The following is a 21271-nucleotide window of genomic DNA, read 5'->3' on the forward strand; positions in this document are numbered from 1 at the left end:
TTTGAGCATTACGCTACTGATTCTGGTGCACGCCATAAACTTTCTAAGTCATAGAACTTACGGGCGGTAGGTAGCATAACGTGTACAACAACGAACCCTAGATCAATTAGGATCCATTCAGCGTCTCGTTCACCCTCAACACCAATCGGGCGAAAACCTGCTTTACGTGCTTCATCAGCAACATTGTCAGCAAGTGCTTTGACGTGACGAGTAGATGTTCCGCTTGCAATTACAATTGCATCGGCAACATTGCTAATAGAACTTACATCAAGTTCTAGAATATCTTTGGCTTTTACATCAGTAAGGGCTTCATGTACAACTTTTAAACAAGCATGTACATCTTTGTTTGCTGTTTTGATTTTTAGGTCGTAAGAATTAGAAGCGCTGGGCGATGGTTCTAAATTCATAGAGGGTATATTTTCCTGACAATTGCTCATCGTCAAATATACCGTTTTTCTCTATAAAATTCAAATTTCAGCAGTAACAGTTTATGTATTCACGTCATTAGAAAAGTACTTTTCTTTCCATGCAAAAGATTGATCTGATTGAATTTTTGGTCGGTATTCTGCACCAATATAACCTTGATAGTCACTTTGACGTAACCAGTCAAAAATTTGCTTATAGGGAATATTTCCTGTGTCAGGTTCATGTCGATTTGGATAATCGGCGAATTGGATATGTCCAATTTGATGTAAATTTTCCTGTAATCCAGCCAAAATCTCTTCACCCATCATTGCCATATGATAACAATCGTATTGCATCTTTAAAGCAGGATGGTTGACGACTTCCAGCATTTCTTGGGCTTGAGCGATATTCTGAACTAGAAAGCGTGGCATATCTGTGCCATTAATCATTTCAAAAACGGGTTCAACACCTTGTTCAGTGAGCATGTGGCAAGCAAGTTTCAAATTGCTTGCTAAGGTATTTAAACAGGGTAAGAGGTCAGCATCTTGAGGCTGTTTACCGGCTAAAATATTGACTCGAGGAACATTCAATGCCTTTGCATAACGAATTGCAAGCATAAGGGCATGATGAAATTCAATTTCTTTTCCAGGAATACCTGCTAGGCCATTACCGCCCTGCATTAAATCGCCAGCAGGCACATTAATGAGGCAAAGGGAAAGATCGTATTGTTCAAGCTGAGTTTGAATATCAAAAATTTCTAATTCATATGGGAACTGAATTTCGATATGTTGGAAGCCATGTGCATGGGCTAAAGCAAAACGCTCAATCAAAGGGACTTCCGTAAAAATCATCGATAAATTGACTGCAAGATGGCTCATATTCAATCTCCTTCAATCAATTATTATTGCTCTATATATTGAATAATAGTCGCTAAATCATTATCAGCAAAGCCGTTTTCTTGGTGGGCTTGTAACTGTAGCAGAGCTTTTTGTGCAACAGGTATATTTAGGTTAAAACTATGTGCAAGTTTTAATGCATTATTAAGGTCTTTAGATAAGGTCTGCACTTTCCATTGCACAGGCTCGAAAGTATGGGTTGCCATACGAGGAGCTAAAATTTGAAATGGTTTAGAATCTGCAAAACCGCCCGCGAGAGCAGGGGCAAGTAAGCTGGTATCTACGCCTGCTTGGCTCGCTAATGCAACAGCTTCAGCGATCAACGTGCTATTTGCTGCAACAATTAATTGATTACAAATTTTGGTGGCTTGTCCAGTCCCTGTTTCACCCATACGGGTGACACGTTGTGATAAGACTGTATAAATAGGCTCGAGTGCTTGGATGGTGTGTTCATCGCCACCAGCAAAAATGACCAATGTACCTTGTTCTGCCCCTATAGTCCCACCTGAAACAGGCGAGTCAATCCAAGTCACTTGTTGCTGTTGGGCAGATTGCGCCAATTGTTGTGTCACGGTTACCGACAAGCTAGAAAAATCAACAATCACTTGCTCTGCTTTTAAATAGGGCTGGATTTGATCGAAAACGCTTTGAACAGCTTGATCATCCGCTAAACATATTAGAATAACAGGGTATTGCGCAATCTTGTCTAATTCTAACTGAGTTGCACCTTGTTGAATAAGTGCTTCACATGCATGTTGGCTTCGATTCCATACCGCTACAGTATAACCAGCTTGAACAAGTCGAGAGGCCATACGTGTACCCATTAAACCCATACCTAAGAACGCGATAGGTGTTTGTTGATTCGCATGCATGTGAATTTATCCTCGTGCTTATTTATATTGGCGCGGCAAGAATTGAATTTCTGGATTCTTATCTTTTTTACGTGCAAGGCTACTGTTTTTACCTAAAAGTAATTTAAGCTGCCACAGTTTTTCTAAACGTAAAGCCTTTTCAGGTTGATGTTCCATTGCATCCAATACTCGTTTTGCTGCCATAATTGCATCTGGCGAGCGCTGTAAGATTTCTTGAGCGATCACGTTTGCTTTGGCTAATGGATCTTGATCTAAATGTGTCACTAGACCAATTTCTTTAGCGTATTCTGCGTCAAAGATACGCGCAGTCAGCGTTAGTTCTTTGGCTAGATCAACGCCGATCAGCCCTTTTAATGAGCGGGTTAAACCCATGTCAGGTACTAGGCCCCAACGGCTTTCCATAATCGACATTTTAGTAGTGGGAGTCGCAATACGAATATCCGCTGCGAGTGCAAGCTGCATTCCTGCACCAAAGCAAAAACCTTCGATCGCTGCAATAACAGGAATAGGCAAATTTTGCCAAATTAAAAAAGCTTTTTGAAATAAGCTTTGTCCTGGTTTGATCAGTTCCCATGCTGCAAATGCTGTATTTTTTGGATTATTTAGATCTGATAAGTCGATACCAGCACTAAATACCTGTGCTTCACCCGTGAGGATGACACAACGAATTGAACGATCTTTCTCAATTTTTTTAGCTGTTGCAACCAATTCTTTTAATAATGCAAAACTCATTGCATTGCGTTTATCTGGTCGATTTAAGGAAACAGTTGCAATCCCATTGTTCTTTTCAACGCGTAAAAGTGCCATTTACCATACTCTTATTGTGTTTGATTGGGGCAGCATAGCATGAGTCTTTAACCTGAAACATGACACCGCAGTCACATTAAATGTCATGAGCGTGTAAGATGAGATTTGCGGCTTGTCGCACCTGTTCAATGGCTGTATTTAATTCATTAAAGCGATAATTTGTTTCCCGAATAAAGCCGTCATCTGCTTTACGTCGTTCTTTACGTAGGGTTGAAACGAATTGTTCAAACTCGCCCGAAACCTGTTGTAAATTCGGTGTTCCTACGTATCGAGTAGCACCATATAGACGGTGTAATACATGTTCCAGTTGAGGGAAGTCTTCCATTTCAATCAATTGTTGCATTTCAGCAAGTTCAGTATCGAAACTGTCTACCAACATATTCAATAGATCTTGTGCTAGATCTTCTTTGTTCGCTGCTAATTGAACACTTTGTTGCCAATTCAAAATTTGAGGATCAATCGTTTCAATCGAACGTTTTTGTTCCGTATGTGCTGGTTGGGAAGAGAAATTGTTTTTCGTCCAGTGCGTTAAGATTTGGATGATTTGTTCCATTTGAATCGGTTTGGTTACGTAATCATTCATACCCACTTTGAGTAATTTTTGCTTTTCGTCTGCTAGAGCATGTGCCGTGAGTGCAATAATCGGAAGTTGCATGCCTGTATCTAAAGTTGACTCTAAGGAACGAATTGCTCTTGTTGTATCAATTCCAGACATCACTGGCATTTGGATGTCCATAAAGACTAAGTCAAATGGCGGTAATTTTTGTTGTATACGTGCTTGAATGATATCAATCGCTTTCTGCCCACTGAGCGCTTTTGTAGTGGTGACGTTCAATTCACCAAGTAATGCTTCCAATACAATCAAGTTAGGTAAATGATCGTCTACAGCAAGTATATGTAATCCTTGACCATTAAAGTTTTCTGGTTCTGGTTCAAAGATAGGTTGATTTCCCAATAACTGAACTAGTTCACGACGACTCAACGGTTGGTAGAGCGGGCGTGCACGATATTCATTCAGCATGTTTGGCTCAAGGCTCATTTGATAACCGTAAACGGCTAAGTTTCCTTGGTAACGCTGACGAATTTCTTTGAGTAGTGCTTCTGTATCACCACTATGGTCAACGATAAGCCATGTATTTTCTTGCTGATTTAAATGATTCAGACGACTAAATAAATCCAAAATTGATTGTGTTTCGATATGTGAGACACGGTAGTTTTCTAAATATGAACGAAGCACACTCGCTGTGGCAGGATGGGCAAGGTAAGAGACTACTTTTAAATGATCGAAATGTGGATGCTCAACAAATTCATCTTGTTCATCTACTTTAAATGAAGCCGTAAACCAAAAAGTTGAACCTTTTTCTGTCGGTGCACGTTCTTGGTTGTCTTCAAAGCCAATTTGACCATGCATCAAATGAACAAGTTGTTTGGAAATCGCTAAGCCTAATCCTGTACCTCCAAATTGACGAGTAACGGAAGCATCACCTTGAGAAAATGATTCAAATAGTTTTTTACGGTCGGTACCGCTGAGACCAATGCCACTGTCCTGAACGCTGAAATGTAATAGGCATTGTCCAATATCATCATCTTCCATACGTACACGAACAATGATTTCACCATCTGGAGTGAACTTAATGGCATTGGAAATGAGGTTGGTCAGAATTTGTTTAAAACGTAAGGCATCGCCAACCACATGCTGTGGAATATTCTCAGCGTAGTAAAATGCCATGTTGATATGTTTTTGCGCTGCAAGCGGAGAAAGCATATCCATCACATCAAAAATAGCTTCTTCCAAATCAAATGGCGCTGTTTCGAGCTCTAATTTACCCGCATCAATTTTAGAAAAATCGAGGACATCATTAATGAGTGCCAATAAATGCGCGGATGATTTGCGGATGGTTTGCAGATAAAGATTCTGCTCATTACTCAGGTTTTGCTGGCGTAACAGCAAATGAATAAAACCATCAATACTGTTCAGTGGAGTCCTGAGTTCATGGCTGATATTGGCTAAAAAGACTGATTTAGATTGATTCGATGAAATCGCTTGGTCACGTGCTTGACGATAGGTAATGTTCTGAACTTCGAGTGTGTCTAAGGTACGACGTAAATCCTCTTCGGTTTGTTCAGTATGCTCTTTCAACTCCAAGAAACTAAAATGTAAACGTTTGACTGCATTGGCAATATCACGCTGGAGCAGGCGTAACTCACCTGTACTGTTCACCACGATATGCTGATCCAGCGTATCGGCATTCAGGCGCTGCATCTGCATACGAATTTCATAGAGTGGCGCAAGCCAAATTCTTGAAAATACGTTTAAGCAAAGTAATAAAAGTAATAGGGTAATTAGTCCAGTCATAACCAAGGCTAATAGAATTTTATAACGAGCTAACTCAAGTGGCTGATTGTCTAATTCAATCATGAGCCAAATTGATTCGTTATGACCACCAGCCAATTTTGCACCATAGATGCTGTTGTGTTTATGTGCGATTGGACCAAAAAAATTACTGTTATTTGGAAAAGTTGGCCAAAAACGATTATTTTGATAACCAATACTGAGATAGGTTTGCCCTTGATTATCAATAATGACAGCGCGTTGTAAGTTTTTCTCATCAAACATTTTTTGCATAATGTTTTGAGCGCGATCATATTGATCGGGGTGTTGTTGTACCAGTTGCAGTAATTTTTCTGCGGTTTGATGATAACGAGCTAAGATCGCTGAAGCATCGGAATGCTGTTGTTGTTTGGCTGCACTGGTGGTTTCAGATAAAACCCATAAAATTCCAACCCCTGTCAGTACGGCGATCGGCACTAAAATAAGTGCAATCAATTGTCCATAAGCATGATTGAGCCGTAAGCGTTTTGACAGGATTTTATTGAAATTTGACATAGTGCGGTCAGATTTATCATTCTGTGCAACATCTTAGCATGCTTTGTGGCAAACAGAGGTACGGGCTAGCCAATAAAAAGCATAGTGAAAAGGTGCAGTATTTCTTATTTTTTCATACAATAGTCGCCACCTTAATATCGGTGTCGATCATGACGAATACGCAAACTGATTTTTTAGCAGATGAATTTTTACTAGATTATTATGTCGGTAAAAGCCCTTTAGTGCGTTTGCAACGTTTAGCAAGTCATACTCAAGCTACCGTATTAGCGAAATTAGAAGGTAATAATCCTGCTGGCTCAGTCAAAGATCGCCCTGCTTATAACATGATTGTTCAAGCAGAGAAACGTGGACAAATTCAACCTGGTGATACTTTAATTGAAGCCACTAGCGGTAACACTGGCATTGCTTTAGCCATGGTTGCAGCCATGCGTGGTTATAAAATGAAGCTGATCATGCCGAATAACATGAGCCAAGAACGTAAAGATGCAATGTTGGCTTATGGTGCTGAGTTAATCGAAGTGACTAAACAGCAAGGTATGGAAGGCGCACGCGATTTAGCTTTACAAATGCAGGCTGATGGCAAAGGTTTTGTCCTAAATCAATTTGGTAATCCAGACAATGTAGAGGCGCATTACCTCACCACAGGCCCTGAAATCTGGAAGCAGACGGGTGGAAAAATCACTCATTTTGTCAGCTCGATGGGGACGACAGGAACCATTATGGGGGTCTCTAAGTATTTAAAAGAACAGAACCCTGATATTCAAATTGTGGGCTTACAACCCTCTGATGGTTCGAGCATTGCGGGAATTCGCCGTTGGCCTGAAGAATATCTTCCAACTATTTTTGATCGTCGTCGTGTGGATCGAATTATTGATATTCCACAAATCGAAGCAGAAAAAACCATGCGTAAGTTGGCGCGCACAGAAGGTATTAGTGCAGGTACTTCTTCAGGCGGTGCAGTTTGGGCATCAATTAAAATTGCTGAAGAACACCCAGATGCTGTGATTGTCTGCATTATCTGTGACCGAGGTGATCGTTATTTATCAACAGGGCTGTTTTCAGTTCAAGATTAAAATCTCCCCCTAATCCCTCTCTGTTAAAAAGAGGGAGAACACCTTCCTTTATAAAAGGTGGGTTGGGAGGGATTTGAAGAGATTTCAAGATGAATTTACGTTTTCCAATTTTAGTTTTTGATATTGAGACACTAACCGATTTAAAGGCGGGTGCTCATCTTTATCATCTTGATTTACCTGAAGCCGATGTTGAACAAGCATTAACTAAGATTCGCCGTCAAGAATCTGGTATGGATTTTCAACGCCTACCTTTGCATGAAATTGTCTGTATTTCAGGTTTATGGATTGATGAAAAGGGCTTCCGCCTGTTTTCATTTAGTCAGGAGCAAAGTACAGAAGCTGAAATGCTGACAAAATTCCTGTCCATTTTTGACAAGAAGCAGCCGACACTGGTGAGCTGGAATGGCTCGCAGTTTGACTTGCCTGTGATTCTGTTCCGAGCCATGTATCATGGGCTTTCTGCGCCCAGCCTGTTTGATCAGGGTGAAATTGATAACCAAAAGCGCTTTAACAACTACCAGAACCGTTACCACCACCGTCATGTCGATTTGATGGATGTGATGGCAATGTTTAATGGTCGAAATTTTCAAAAACTTGATGATGTTGCTTGTCTGTTGGGATTCCCTGGAAAGCGTGGTGAAACGGGTTATCATGTGCCAGAGTATGTGAGTACTGAACAATGGTTAAAACTGACCAGTTATTGTGAAGGTGATGTTTTAAATACATGGTTGATCTATTTACGTTGGTTGTTGCTCAAAGGGCAGCTTAATCAACATGATCATCAGCATTGGCTTCAAACCACGATCGATTATTTACAAACTCAAACGCAACAAACAGAATTCTTACAGGTATGGCAACAAACATCGCAATATACTGTATTTACCGCAAATACGTTTGCGCCAAAAAATTAGGTTGATCTTTTGAAACATAAAGCGAAACAGCGCCCAGCTCAATATCCAACATATACCTTTCAAATCGAAGCTTTTTCTCATGAGGGGCGAGGGATTGCGCATTATGGAACGCATCCTGATCATCCAAAAGAAAAGCATGGCAAGAAGGTTTTTATTCGTTATGCGCTCGTGGGTGAAACAGTACAAGCCAAGATTAGCAATCAAACTTCTCGTTTAGAAGAAGCGGATATGCTTAAGCTAGAAAGTGATGCGGCTGTGGGACGAGTCGATCCAATTTGTCCGCATTTTGGGGTGTGTGGTGGCTGTAGCTTGCAACATATTCATCCAGATGAACAGATTTTATTAAAACAGAATGTATTAAAGTCACATTTACAACATTTTGCTGGTTTACAACCAGAGCAATGGTTAGATCCAATCCGCTCTGAAAAAATAGATTATCGTCGTCGTGCTCGAGTCGGCGTTCGCTATATTGCGAAACAAAATCGTTTGGTGATGGGCTTTCGTGAACATCACAGTAATCATTTAACACCGATTCAGCAGTGTCATGTTCTTGATCAGCATTTGTCCGAAAGTTTAGTAGAGTTGAGAAAACTACTCGAAAGTCTAACAGGCAAAGCCCACATTGGTCATATAGAATTAGCAATGGGTGATACCGAGACAGCCTTATTGATTCGCCACTTGGATGAATTAAATGTGTCGGATGTCAACCAATTACGTCAATTTGCGTTACTAAAGGATTGGCAGTTGTATTTACAACCTAAAGGCGCAGATAGTTTACATCGTGTTGATGATGCTCAAGCACCGATGCGTTTGCACTATAGTCTGGATGAGTTTGCGGTTAAATTTGCATTTTCACCTTTAGACTTTACTCAGGTGAATAGCGGTGTAAATGCAAAGATGATTCACTTGGCATGTGAATTGCTAGATTTACAGAAAGGGGAGAGAGTGCTCGACCTGTTTTGTGGACTGGGTAATTTTTCCTTACCTTTAGCACGTTGTGTTGGTGAGACAGGTCAGGTCATTGGTGTTGAAGCAAGTGATGAGATGGTACAACGGGCAACTGAAAATGCGAAAGCAAATCAATTGTCTCAGGCATTGTTCTTTTCACAAGATTTAACAAAAGACTTTTCGCATCATTCTTGGGCAAAACAGGGATTTGATGCATTATTAATTGATCCTCCTCGATCAGGTGCGTTTGAGGTTATGCAATATGTACCTAATTTTGGAGCAAAAAGAATCGTTTATGTTTCATGTAATCCATCAACGCTAGCAAGGGATGCGGGTGTACTGGCACAATATGGTTATCAACTTAAAAAAGCGGCAGTCATGGACATGTTTACCCATACTGAGCATGTTGAATCAATTGCCTTATTTGAAAAAATTGAGCAATTTGAAAAGACCCAAGAGATAAACGATTAGAGAATGAGTTACATATCCAGAGGAGAATGGTATGGTCACAGTACGTGAGCAGTTACCTGGGCGACTCCATGAGTTGTCAGAGGAAACGACTGTAGAACATGCCGCTGAAGCGCAAAGTGGTCTGGTCTCTTGGCTAGATCGAGTGCGTGATATTTTGGATGGGGCGGAGCTAAAGCAACTTCAAAAAGTTGCAGAGCTGACCTTGGCAAAAGAATTAGAAACCACGGTTCATCATCGTAGCAATACCTTTAGTACAGGTATTGGCATGGCTGATATTTTGGCGCATTTACATGTTGATGAAGACACATTGTCAGCGGCAGTGTTGTATCGAAGTGTGCGCGAAGGTTTAATTACTTTAGAGGATATTCAACAGCAATTCGGCGAACAGGTGCTTGGTCTTGTACAAGGCACGCTTGCGATGGGTAAGCTCTCTGAATTGATTGAAAAAAATAAACGTTTAGAAGATCATTTTAATAACAATCAGCGTGAGCATTTAAACGGCATTTATAAAATGCTGATTTCAGTGACAGAAGATGTACGCGTTGTTTTGATCAAATTGGCTGAACGTACTTATGCTTTACGTGAATTAGCCACTGCAAGTAAAGAACGCCAAGAACGCGTTGCACGTGAGATTTTAACGATCTATTCACCACTTGCACATCGCTTAGGTATTGCACAACTAAAATGGGAATTAGAAGATCTCGCTTTCCGTTATTTGGCGCCTGAGCGTTATAAAGAAATTGCATCGTTGCTGAATGAAAAACGTTTAGAGCGAGAGCAATATATTCAGTTTGTGATTGATAAGCTAAAGACTGAACTGGGTATGCATCATATTCAGGCGGAAATCACTGGACGAGTGAAGCACATTTATTCGATTTATCGAAAAATGAAAAGTAAAAATCTGAGTTTTGATCAGCTTTATGATATTCGTGCAGTGCGTGTATTGGTCAAAAGTGTACCAGACTGTTATCACGCTTTAGGTATTGTGCATCAGCTGTGGCGTCATATCCCGAACCAATTTGATGACTATGTCACCAATCCAAAAGCCAATGGTTATCGCTCATTACACACGGCAGTGATTGCTGAAAATAAATCTTTAGAAGTACAAATTCGTACCTTCGAAATGCACAACGAAGCCGAACTGGGCGTTTGTTCGCATTTTAATTATAAAGAAGGTGCAAAAAATACCGATCATTCATTTAATCATCGTCTACATTCTTTACGTGCGGTATTGGAACATTATCAAGAGCGTACCGAAACCACACCCCATGGCGAGGATGAAGAGTCAAATGGTATAGATCAAATTCAAGATTTTGAAAATTTTGAAAAAATCTATGTGTTTAGTCGTGATGGTGATATTAAAGAATTGCCACGAGGTTCGACGGTTTTAGATTTTGCTTACCATGTACATACTGAGGTAGGTAATAAGTGTTATGCAGCACGTGTCAATCAACGTTATGTGCCATTAACTTATACGCTTAAAACGGGTGAACAGGTTGAGATTTTAACCAAAAAAGATCGTGAACCGAACCGTGATTGGTTGGTGAACTCTTTAGGTTATATCAAAACTGCTCGTGCGCGTGACAAGTTGCGCCATTGGTTTAGACAGCAAGATCGGAGTAAGAATGTTGAGGTAGGGCGTGAGTTACTCAATAAAGAGTTAGCACGGTTAGCAATTCACCCGAAAAGTATCGATCTTAAAGACTATTCATCTCACTTTAATCTGAAATCAGGCGATGACATTTTAGTTGCTTTAGTCAGTGGCGATATCAGTTTGCATGCTTTGATGAATCAAGTGAATCGTCAGATGCACTTGGATCAAGATGAGCCTGAACTGGTTTTAAAACCTGCCTTAAATCCACGTGCCAGCCATACGCTCTCAGCACACGGGATTTTGATTGACGGTTTGGATAATGTGGAATTGCATATTGCACAGTGTTGTCAACCTGTACATGGTGAGTCGATTGGGGGCTATATCACTTTAAATCGTGGTGTCAGTATCCATAAGGTTGCTTGTCCAGATTATTTGCGTATGACGACTCAAGAGCCTGAACGTGCTGTTGAAGCCGATTGGGAAATGCAACCGACCCGTGGTCAGAGTGTGCAAATCGTGGTTGAGGCTTATGATCGCCGTGGTCTGCTTAAAGACCTCACGCAAGTGATTTTCTCAGATCAAATCAATATTCGTCAGGTCAATACGATTTCTGAGGCAGATGGGATTGCCAATATGAAGTTGTTGATTGAAGTGAAAGGTTTGGCACAACTGTCTCGTTTATTGGCTCGTTTAGAGCAGCAACCAGGCATTATTAGTGCAAGACGTTTGGTTCAGGGTAGTTGATTGACATTATATTTATAAAAAAGAACACTTTAAACGAATTTAAAGTGTTCTTTTTTGCATCAACAAAAAATCATAAATTGAATATACACAGATTATTCGATCACCAACGAATCGGTTTTTCACTCGAACCTGGTGTGAGTTCAGCATCCGAGAGTGGTTCTGAACTCTCTACTTGTGTCGAGTTTTGTCGAGGGTAACTGATCGGCATTAAAGACAAGCCATTTAAGACATCATTACTTATTTGTTGTGCGAGTAAGTCTGATGAGGTTGTAGATTGTGAATTATGAATAAGCTCTCCTAGAGATTGGCGTTGCTGTTGATTTACAGTTCCTGCAGCAGCAACTTTTCCTGTATTCACCTCAATCACTCGCCAATTTAGACGGATTGCTTGTTGCCCAGCTGGAACAGCGCCATAAAATGAACGTCCTTGAGTCGTTTTTGCTTCATTGATACGTCCAACTAAAATATAGTCAGCACCCACTTTTTGCCCAAGTCTTGCCATTTCTGCTGGTGCACCATCCCAACGAAGAAAGGCATTTTCACTTGCCATTTCCTCAATATAGTCACGACTCACCAAACTTAACTGGCGTGAGTTTGCCAGTTGAGTGCCGACCAAATCAGCAACTTCTGTCACAAAGTCATCAGCATCACTGCCATCTGTGAGTTGAGTTTTTGAATAGTTATATTGAAATGGCATAACCGCAATACGGCGTAAGTGTTGATCCGCTACACTTGATTGAAACTTGCTGACATAAGCACGCACTTTGGCGCGGTAGTTCTTGCCCGAACCCGAAACACTTAACACCTGAAAACGATTAATCGCATTAGTGCCCTGCGTTTCAACACTGAACACAGGTGAGGTTTTTCCTTGGTAGCTCCAATGGTTGTTGCTGACCACCATGTTCACTTCTTCCGCTAAGTCAGTGCGTGAACTAACACTGGTGCCATTTACAGACTGGGCTGCAATCAGCAAGGCTTCTGCAATAGCCTGTTGTTGGGTTGGGCCGCTACCTGTGGCTTCTTTCATGACTTCTTGTAGGGCGGCGTTGGCTGAGTGAATTGTTGTTAAGCAGAACAGGGCTGCACAAAGTAAGGATTTCATCATTTTCTATCATTCTATATGACCCGATGTTCAGCAGGTGCTGAGCATCGGGTTTATTGTTGTTGTGAATGGTTTATAGACCAAAAGTAGCACGTTTAGCCGATTTACGAATTTCTTTTTCGCCTGTCCATTCAACAATACCTGTTTTCAGGTTTTGTAATTTGAAAGTGAACTTGTAGTACACATCACTCTTACCGCCTGAATTTTTGACGATGCTGGATAAGTTACCATTCAGCATGTATTCAGCGGCAATTTGAGAGCCTGTTTTCACTGCTGTACGTTTGTCTACCATGCCACTTTGCTGTTGATAAGCCAACTGGTCTGCCATTGCACCGACAGAAGTCATGTCAACGAAACGGAATTTTCCAGAATTAATTAGTTTATTCTGGATGGTGTCAGTGATGGATTCAGTATCAATATGCTCTTGGGTCTTGTTTTTGATACGGTCAACAAACAGTACTGGACGGCGAGCCTGAGTCATTTCAATCACGGGTGGAAACGCCAGCATGTCATCAACCATCTTGGCTGCGATTTGTTGAAGGTCGGTTGAACCAAAATCTTTGGTTAAGGTTTCAGTTGCCTGTGCATCGCCATAAGATACAGCCTGAGAGGCACAGCCACTGAACAATGCCATGCTGCCAATTGTGGTTGCTAAAGCCAAAGTACGGAATTTCATGTTTTACCCCTTATAAATAAGCTGTTGATTAGTCTTTCTTCATGTAAATAAGTACATCAACACCACTTGGATTGGGTGCGACAGACTGAACGGTTTTTACTTCACGCCCTTGTAATGTGATTGGTTTCCAAGTTGCACCTTCTGGATTGATTTCTGTTCCATTGGCATCAAACCAAACAACTTTGTATTCAAAAGATTGTTCGTAGAACCAACCATTTTTTAAGGCGAGTGATGCTTTTTTAATATCTCCAAGACTGACCATATTGATTCGATTGACACCAATACGGGTTGCGAGAATAGGATTACCTGTCATGGTTCTGACATTGCTTACACCAGTATTTGGGTCTGTTTGTGTACGCATCGCATTTGGTGCTGTACATGCAGTTAAGCCAAGGCTAAAGCTACACAGAATTATGGGTAAAAGGCGTTGTTTCATTATGTTTTACTCAAGTTGTTATTTAGCGATACTGAAGCTATCAGCGACAATTTGTTGGTTGGTTTCGATACCATGAATGAAGGTCGTCTGATTAGCTTTCACTTCAATATTGATCGATTGATTTGCATAGTTGTTTTTAAGTTGGATGGTATGACTACCAACAGGGAGTAAAAGGCGAGTGACTTGTGCATTGCTTGGGAGGGTATTCCATGCACGAACATCTGCTTTTTCTGTGGCAGTGTTATAGATATTGCCTGCAAGTTGTCCAAATACGCCTAAACGATTGCCCAGTTCTTTTTGTACAGCGTATTTCGCTGTAGAACGTGCAATTTGAGTTGTGAGATTAGCGGCAATCTTTTCTTTTAGTGTTTTTACAGCCAACGCACCAATATCAGTAAGTAATGCTGTATTTGCAACGGTTTTCCCATTTACAGCCACATCAACCTGACTTGGTGCAACATAGGTTGAAGGGTCATAGCTTGCAAATGAGATATTCACTAACCCATTTGGTGTTGGAATTGCTAAGGTCGAAGAAATTTTTTGAGGAACTAATCCTTGCTCCAGAAAAATAACAACTGGATATTGACCATTTGCTTTCTTTGCGGCGTTATCGAGTCGTTTTACATCATTTTTAATAAAATCATTTGGCTGTAGTTCATATGCTTTTTTATAATCAACTAAAGCATCATTTTTTTCACCCAAGGCTTCCCATAATGTTGCCGCCATATAAAATGCATACGCATTTTGATAGGTATTTTTTACTTTACCCGCAATTGTATTTAGTCCAGCTAAAGCTTCATCGTATTCAGCTGGAGCAGAATTAACATTTTGACCTTTAGCTGCTGCTTTTTCTGCTTCTTTGCTATGAGCTAATTCAATTTCGCGTTGAATACGTTGCGCTACACGCATTTCAACAGCTGCGCCCTCAGTATTATTTAAAGCTAGATAGTTTATCGATTGGTAAACATGTGCTAATACCTGTTCATATTCAGGAATCTTATAAGGTGCTACACTATCATTACTCACGAGGGAAAGTGCCTTAAAACCTAATTTAGAGGCGCTAATTGTTGCTTTATTATTTTGAGCATCTAATAGTTCAAATGCTTTTTCAAAAGTTTGCTTACTGGCTTCATATTGTTTGTTTGCTTGTTCTAAACGCGCCTTTTCTAATAGATACAACGCTGCATCATTACTTTTAGCTTTTTTTTCAAATAATTCTTGCGTTGGTGCCGATATCGGTTGAGTCAATGATGAACGAAAATTTTGAGCCGTATCCGTATAGTTATCAAATAAACCAGCATGTGCTTGAGTTGTTAAACTAGAAATCGATAAACTTATGCAACTGATGAATAAGAGTGAAAGCTTTGGTTTTAATAATAAAGATGACATATAAACCCCTGTAAAAATACAAAATGTATCAAAAAATTATGTAAATATACAAAAAGTTATAAATAATTAACAGGGATTTAAGGAGATATTTAATAAATATTTTTATTTTATAAAGTAAAAGATTTTTTTATTAGTATAAGTTTTTGAAACATAATTATTTATTTTGATTCATTCAAATATTGTTTGAATGAATCTTTTAATTTATCTTTTTGATAAAAAAATATTAGTCAGCCGATTTAAAAACTGTGGACTAATGCTTGAGAGTTGATACATCAGCTTAGTTTTGATACCTACAGGGGTATGAGTTGGAATCAGGGCATGATCTTTTTGTTGTGCTAGATGTAATACTTGTTTTGCTACATCAGCGGGGGTTAAATCAACGCCAATATTTTGAATACTACCCGCATCCATATTCTTCACCATATTGGTTTGTACAAATAAAGGCATTACATCGAGTACACGAATATTATATTTTTGCCACTCTACATCTAAGGCTTCTGTTAAACCACGAACAGCAAATTTACTTGCTGAATATGAGGCTAAATCAGCTTGTCCATAAATTGCTGAAGCTGAAGAAAGATTAATTACACGAGCAAAACTCGCTTTTTCTAGATGGGGTAACCCAGCATGACAACCATTCAGAACGCCTTTGATATTGATATCCACAGTGCGATGATGGGATTGAATTGACGTCTCTTCAAATGCGCCAGAGTATAAGATTCCAGCGTTGTTAATTAAAATATTCAGTTCGCCTGCCCAATTTTTAAAATCTTGTAGTGCTATTTTCCACTGACGAAAGTTACTGACATCTAAATAACCCGCTTTAGCATTTTCACCAAGTTCGTTGGCTAAACGAAGCGCTTGCTCATCATTAATATCATATATACCGACTTTATAACCTTGTCGATAAAACATACGTGCGATCTCAGCACCAATTCCTTGTGCGGCCCCACTGATAAATACGCTATGTTGCATTACTTTCCCTTGCTTTATCATATTTCTTTAATCGGCGTATATTACGCATAAGCAGGTTCAGGCTGCAACAATTTGGTGTATTTGGAGAAACTCATGGAAAAGTTATTAGAAATCATGCACGAATTAAGACAAAAGTGTCCATGGGATCAACAACAAACACCAAATAGTTTGACGCGTTATGCGATCGAAGAAGCCTATGAGGTAGAAGCTGCGATTCGAGAGGGTGATCTAAATGAAATTCGTAATGAGTTAGGCGATTTGTTATTGCAGGTCGTGTTCCAATCTCAGATGTATAGTGAACAAGGTGCATTTAATTTTCATGATGTGGTCGATGCGATTAGTGAAAAATTAATTCGTCGACATCCACATGTATTTCAAGCTGAAAAATATCAAAATTTAGATCCAGAACAAGTCAGTGAACTATGGAAACAAATTAAGCAACAAGAAAAACAAGGTAAGGCTCAATCTCGACTAGATGAAGTGAAACATGCGCCAGCATTGGTACAGGCACATGAGATTCAAAAAAAAGCAGCGCAGCTAGGTTTTGATTTTGAAACAGTTGAAGATGCTTATGGAAAGTTAAATGAGGAATTAGAGGAATTGCAACAGGCAATAAAAACTCAAAAAACTGATGAAATACAAGAAGAATTTGGAGATTGTCTATTTTCTTTAATTAACGTAGGACGTAAACTTGGCGTGTCGAGTGAGACTGCATTATTGGCAACGATTCATAAATTTAGAAGCCGATTTGCATATATTGAACAACAAGCACAAAGACAAAATAAAGACTTGCAAGAAATGAGTTTGGCAGAAATGGATGAACTATGGGAGCAAGCAAAACGACATTTAAAACTTCAGGGGAAATCCAATGAATTTGCCGCAACCACGCAGCAAACATAACTTTATTCTGTTTATTTTTATATTTTTAAGCTGCTTTGTTTATGTAAGTGCACAGCCATTCGATCAATCCTATGAAAAATGGAAAGCTCAACAACAAGCACGTGATCAGCAATTAGCGAAGCAGCCTAACAATAATTATTATTTATCAAGACCTACGCCACAGAAGAGTTCTCAGCAAGTTTCATCTTCTACCAATATTCAGGGCGATAAGATTAGTTTGAACCAAGCAAATTTACAGCAGTTACAGACTTTAAATGGTGTTGGTGAGAAAAAGGCTCAGGCAATTGTTGAATATCGCCAAAAGAATGGTGGTTTTAAAACGGTGGATGAGTTGGTCAATGTAAAAGGAATTGGTCCAAAATTGCTTGAGAAAAATAAAGCACGCTTAGCATTATAGGATAAAAATAAAGATGATATTGCAATTAAAAGATACTGATCTGTTGAAACTTCAACAGAATAAATTGCCCTTTGAGTGTGTTAGAGCTATGATTAGCGACAAATTGTTATTTACGTCCTGACGTAGGAGACAGTGTCTTTTGCAAACTTTGCGTGCGTCAAAATGTGGTTTGTCCACAGCCCAACTCCCTTCTTCAATATTAGATGTAATCGATAGCCTAACGAAAGCGGGCTATGAGGCATATATTGTGGGCGGCGGTGTTCGCGATATGATGTTAGGTCTTAATCCTAAGGATTTTGATGCTGTCACCAATGCAACACCAGCACAAGTGAAAGAAGTTTTTGGTCGACGTTGCCGAATTATTGGTCGACGTTTCGAATTAGCACATGTTTATTCTGGTCGCGAACTGATTGAAGTCGCAACTTTCCGCGCTCCTCCCAAAAAAGCAGTCACCAGTGCTTCTGGTATGATCCTGCGAGATAATAATTGGGGAACAATTGAGCAAGATTTTGCACGTCGAGATTTCTCAATTAATACTTTGTATTATCAACCGCGCCAAGCGATCGTGCTAGATTTTTGTCATGCGGTTGATGATATTAAAACGCGCACTTTACGTTTTCTAGGTGAGCCTGCACAGCGATTTGAAGAAGATCCTGTTCGGATGTTACGTGCTTTACGTTTTGCTGCGAAACTCAACTTCCAAATTGATCAATCGATTATTGATGTTTTTGATGTTGAAATGACGCAACTGTTGCGTGACGTTTCACCTCATCGATTATACGATGAGTCTCAAAAATTATTTACTATGGGACATCTTGCACGCGTTTTGCCGATGTTGATTGAGTTTGGGGTTTGGAAGCAATTATTTGCTGAAATTCCTCCAAATCTAACAGCTTTTATCGAACGTGCAGCTAAAAATACTGATCAACGAATTCAAATTGGTAAGACCATTAATCCCGCATTTTTTTATGCAGTATTGTTGTGGAAGCCGTTCTTAGAGCGTTGTGATTTTTATTTAAATAAAGGTGTTGTTCCTGCTGAAGCACGTGCCCAAGCTGGTTTAGATGTATTGAAACGTCAAGCCACACGTACCATTATTCCTCGTTTTGCTGAAACTTTCATTCGTGAAGTATGGGAAATGCAAACCCGTTTGCTCAATCCAAAACCACAGCAAATTGAAGCTTTAGCTGGACATGCACGTTTCCGTGCAGGCTTTGACTTCTTGTTGTTACGTGAGAAATCAGGTGATAGCAGCACTGAAGGTATGGGTATTTGGTGGGAAGCTTACCAAGAAATGTCAATCGATCAGAAAGAAGTCGCAATTCGTCAATACAACCGTCAACGTAGTAAAACACGTCGTAAGACAGTTGAAGTTGATGAGCCAAAGACCACTGAGATTGAGCCTTTGGTCAATGTCCCTGAGCCGAGAAGCCGCCGTGCCAAGAAAGAACGTGTTAGAGCAGATGAATCAACTAGCCGTTTTATTGAAAAAGCGACTGCCGTTTCAGGACAAATCAATGCAGATCATCCGATCCTTAAGCGTAAGCGTGTACAACGTGATCTGAGCCAAGTGGTTTTTGGACCGACGCAATGACTATTCGTACCTATATCGGTTTAGGCAGTAACTTAGGTGATTCACAACAGATTCTTAGCGAAGCTGTTGTGAAGTTGGCTAGTTTAGGTTCGGTAAAAGTTTCAAGGCTTTATCAAAGTCCACCGATGGGTCCTCAGGACCAGCCAAATTATCTAAATGCCGTTGTTCAATTGGACACGACACTTGAAGCACTTGCCTTATTAGACCAATTACAACAATTTGAGCAAGAAGCTGGTCGTATTCGTTTAAGGCGATGGGGAGAGCGCACGCTTGATTTAGATCTATTGATTTATGGTCAAGAGCAGATTCAAAATGAACGTTTGACCGTACCACATATTGGTATTTTAGAACGTGATTTTGTGATCCTTCCCTTATTAGATTTAGATGCTCATTTACAGTTAAATGGGCACTCATTAAAAGATTTAGAACTAGTGCAGCAAGCAAACTTGACTGTAATCGCAGATCAATCTTGGGCAACTGCGTAAGATTGTTTCGTTCTGGAAATGCCTGCAGAGGATATCATCATGATTAGTCTAAGTGACTTAAGAAAATTTAAAGCTGATGGACGTAAGTTCTCATGTCTTACTTGTTACGATGCAAGTATGGCTAAAGCGATGGAATTGGCTGAAATTGATACAATTTTAATTGGTGATTCTCTAGGAATGGCGATTCAAGGAAGAGATTCCACACTTCCTGTGACAGTTGAAGATATGGCTTATCATACAGCAGCTGTACGTCGTGGTAATTCGCACGCCTTAATTATGACTGATCTACCATTTATGAGTTATGCAACGCTTGAAGATGGTTTGAAAAATGCGAAAGCAGTGATGCAAGTTGGCGCGCAAATGGTCAAGATCGAAGGTGGTGCTTGGTTAAGTGAATTAGTCCAAGTTTTGACACGTAATGGTATTCCTGTCTGCGTGCATTTGGGTTTAACGCCACAATCAGTACACGTATTCGGTGGCTATAAACTTCAAGCACGAACGCGTGAAGCAGCAGATCAATTAATTGCGGATTGCCAAGCTGTGGTTGATGCAGGTGCTGCGGTATTATTATTAGAGTGTGTTCCAGCTCAGTTAGGCAAGGAAATTGCTGAACTATTTCCTAATACTCCAGTGATTGGTATTGGTGCAGGCAATGAAACTGATGGACAAGTTTTGGTTGTACAAGACATGCTTGGTTTGACTTTTGGTCGAGTTGCGCGTTTTGTGCGTAATTTCATGAAAGAACAAGCGGGCGAAACAGCAATTGTAGATGCATTTAAATCGTATCATGCAGCTGTTCAAAACCAATCATTTCCTGCTAAAGAACACACTTTTCAAGTTGAGCTCTAACTCATGAAAACAGAAACAACAATACAAGGCTTAACTGCATCATTAGCTCCCGCAAGAACAGCAAAAAAACTTATTGGTTTTGTTCCAACTATGGGGAACTTGCATGAAGGTCATTTGACTTTAGTGCGCGCTGCAAAAAAAATCTGTGATGTCGTGGTGGTGAGTATTTTTGTTAATCCAATCCAGTTTGGTGCGGGTGAAGATTTTGATAGTTATCCACGTACGTTAGAACAAGATAGTCGTTTGTTGGCAGATGTAGGGTGTGACATTATTTTTGCCCCTTCTGTCGATCAAATGTATGGCAAGCAGCCTCGTTTAACTAATATTAGTGTTAGTCAAATTACCAATGATTTATGTGGTCAATCGCGTCCAGGTCATTTTGATGGCGTGGCGGTTGTTGTCACTAAACTATTCAATATTGTACAACCCGATTATGCTTTTTTTGGGCAAAAAGATTATCAACAATTGGCTGTAATTCGTCAGTTGGTGCAGGATTTAAATATTCCATTAGAAGTCATCGGTGTACCAATTGTACGAGCAGCAGATGGTTTGGCTTTAAGTTCACGCAATGGTTATTTGTCAGAAGAGCAACGAAGTATTGCGCCAACAATTTATCAGTTGTTAAAACAAGCTGAGGTTGGATTGGGAGAGGGGCAAACACTTTCGCAAGTGTTAGCAAATATCTCAACGGAATTGACACAAGCTGGATTTGTTGTGGATTATGTAGAGGCTCGTCAACCTAATTTGCAACCAATTGAAGAGTTTGATCGTGATTTAGTTTTATTTATTGCGGCTAAATTAGGTTCAACACGTTTGATTGATAATTTACAAATTAATTTCAAAACATAAAATAAATTAAA

General features: G+C 39.9%; 20 protein-coding genes. 10 read left to right on the top strand and 10 right to left on the bottom strand.

Annotation, left to right across the window (positions count from 1 at the left end):
* Positions 1-8: 8 nt before the first annotated feature.
* The 5 genes from rsfS to CDG55_RS03765 all read right to left on the bottom strand — a co-directional run bounded on the left by rsfS (position 9) and on the right by CDG55_RS03765 (position 5867).
* A complete protein-coding gene (gene rsfS / locus CDG55_RS03745) occupies positions 9-407 on the bottom strand; it encodes a ribosome silencing factor (protein WP_087536587.1) in 399 nt (132 codons plus the stop codon).
* A gap of 81 nt (positions 408-488) precedes the next feature.
* Positions 489-1283: a hydroxypyruvate isomerase family protein gene (locus CDG55_RS03750; protein ID WP_087536588.1), complete on the bottom strand. Its 795-nt coding sequence runs from the start codon at positions 1281-1283 to the stop codon at positions 489-491.
* 23 nt (positions 1284-1306) lie between these two features.
* Positions 1307-2173, bottom strand: coding sequence for an NAD(P)-dependent oxidoreductase (locus CDG55_RS03755; RefSeq protein WP_087536589.1), 867 nt, complete (start codon positions 2171-2173; stop codon positions 1307-1309).
* 18 nt (positions 2174-2191) lie between these two features.
* Complete coding sequence (locus CDG55_RS03760; protein WP_005164310.1) at positions 2192-2980, bottom strand: crotonase/enoyl-CoA hydratase family protein; 789 nt, start codon at positions 2978-2980, stop codon at positions 2192-2194.
* 76 nt (positions 2981-3056) lie between these two features.
* Positions 3057-5867 carry an ATP-binding protein gene (locus CDG55_RS03765; RefSeq protein WP_087536590.1) on the bottom strand — a complete coding sequence of 937 codons (2811 nt, stop codon included), beginning with the start codon at positions 5865-5867 and terminating at the stop codon, positions 3057-3059.
* 149 nt (positions 5868-6016) lie between these two features.
* Here CDG55_RS03765 and cysM point away from each other — a divergent pair, with 149 nt between their 5' ends.
* The 4 genes from cysM to CDG55_RS03785 all read left to right on the top strand — a co-directional run bounded on the left by cysM (position 6017) and on the right by CDG55_RS03785 (position 11608).
* Entirely contained in the window at positions 6017-6940 is a 924-nt protein-coding gene (gene cysM / locus CDG55_RS03770) for a cysteine synthase CysM (RefSeq protein ID WP_087536591.1), read from the top strand.
* An 89-nt stretch (positions 6941-7029) separates the two neighbouring features.
* Positions 7030-7851 carry a 3'-5' exonuclease gene (locus tag CDG55_RS03775; RefSeq protein ID WP_087536592.1) on the top strand — a complete coding sequence of 274 codons (822 nt, stop codon included), beginning with the start codon at positions 7030-7032 and terminating at the stop codon, positions 7849-7851.
* Between the two features lie 9 nt (positions 7852-7860).
* Positions 7861-9270 (top strand): 23S rRNA (uracil(1939)-C(5))-methyltransferase RlmD, encoded by a 1410-nt coding sequence (rlmD, locus tag CDG55_RS03780; protein WP_087536593.1) that lies wholly within the window; start codon positions 7861-7863, stop codon positions 9268-9270.
* Positions 9271-9301: 31 nt separating this feature from the next.
* Entirely contained in the window at positions 9302-11608 is a 2307-nt protein-coding gene (locus CDG55_RS03785; protein ID WP_004664174.1) for a RelA/SpoT family protein, read from the top strand.
* 100 nt (positions 11609-11708) lie between these two features.
* Here CDG55_RS03785 and CDG55_RS03790 read toward each other — a convergent pair whose 3' ends face one another.
* The 5 genes from CDG55_RS03790 to CDG55_RS03810 form a co-directional block, all read right to left on the bottom strand.
* Entirely contained in the window at positions 11709-12710 is a 1002-nt protein-coding gene (locus CDG55_RS03790) for a CsgG/HfaB family protein (RefSeq protein WP_171287531.1), read from the bottom strand.
* Positions 12711-12783: 73 nt separating this feature from the next.
* Positions 12784-13386 carry a penicillin-binding protein activator LpoB gene (lpoB, locus tag CDG55_RS03795; protein ID WP_005164332.1) on the bottom strand — a complete coding sequence of 201 codons (603 nt, stop codon included), beginning with the start codon at positions 13384-13386 and terminating at the stop codon, positions 12784-12786.
* Positions 13387-13414: 28 nt separating this feature from the next.
* The gene (locus tag CDG55_RS03800) at positions 13415-13822 is read right to left on the bottom strand and encodes a DUF1425 domain-containing protein (RefSeq protein WP_087536595.1); all 408 of its coding nucleotides are present in this window, start codon (positions 13820-13822) and stop codon (positions 13415-13417) included.
* Between the two features lie 18 nt (positions 13823-13840).
* Positions 13841-15211, bottom strand: a complete 1371-nt coding sequence (locus CDG55_RS03805) for a COG3014 family protein (protein ID WP_087536596.1) — start codon at positions 15209-15211, stop codon at positions 13841-13843.
* A 201-nt stretch (positions 15212-15412) separates the two neighbouring features.
* Complete coding sequence (locus tag CDG55_RS03810; RefSeq protein ID WP_087536597.1) at positions 15413-16186, bottom strand: SDR family oxidoreductase; 774 nt, start codon at positions 16184-16186, stop codon at positions 15413-15415.
* A gap of 93 nt (positions 16187-16279) precedes the next feature.
* On the opposite strand from CDG55_RS03810, the gene mazG reads away from it, so the two are divergent.
* The 6 genes from mazG to panC all read left to right on the top strand — a co-directional run bounded on the left by mazG (position 16280) and on the right by panC (position 21260).
* Entirely contained in the window at positions 16280-17086 is an 807-nt protein-coding gene (mazG, locus tag CDG55_RS03815) for a nucleoside triphosphate pyrophosphohydrolase (RefSeq protein WP_087536598.1), read from the top strand.
* Entirely contained in the window at positions 17055-17483 is a 429-nt protein-coding gene (locus tag CDG55_RS03820) for a ComEA family DNA-binding protein (protein ID WP_087536599.1), read from the top strand. Before mazG ends, CDG55_RS03820 begins: the two co-directional genes overlap by 32 nt.
* Positions 17484-17622: 139 nt before the next feature.
* Complete coding sequence (gene pcnB, locus CDG55_RS03825) at positions 17623-19077, top strand: polynucleotide adenylyltransferase PcnB (RefSeq protein WP_005214590.1); 1455 nt, start codon at positions 17623-17625, stop codon at positions 19075-19077.
* Positions 19074-19562: a 2-amino-4-hydroxy-6-hydroxymethyldihydropteridine diphosphokinase gene (gene folK / locus CDG55_RS03830; RefSeq protein ID WP_005164362.1), complete on the top strand. Its 489-nt coding sequence runs from the start codon at positions 19074-19076 to the stop codon at positions 19560-19562. Before pcnB ends, folK begins: the two co-directional genes overlap by 4 nt.
* A 39-nt stretch (positions 19563-19601) precedes the next feature.
* Positions 19602-20411 carry a 3-methyl-2-oxobutanoate hydroxymethyltransferase gene (gene panB / locus CDG55_RS03835; protein WP_004664191.1) on the top strand — a complete coding sequence of 270 codons (810 nt, stop codon included), beginning with the start codon at positions 19602-19604 and terminating at the stop codon, positions 20409-20411.
* A gap of 3 nt (positions 20412-20414) precedes the next feature.
* A complete protein-coding gene (panC, locus tag CDG55_RS03840) occupies positions 20415-21260 on the top strand; it encodes a pantoate--beta-alanine ligase (protein WP_087536600.1) in 846 nt (281 codons plus the stop codon).
* Positions 21261-21271 lie beyond the last annotated feature (11 nt).

Origin of the sequence: Acinetobacter sp. WCHA45, assembly GCF_002165255.2 — a bacterium.
GTDB lineage: Bacteria > Pseudomonadota > Gammaproteobacteria > Pseudomonadales > Moraxellaceae > Acinetobacter.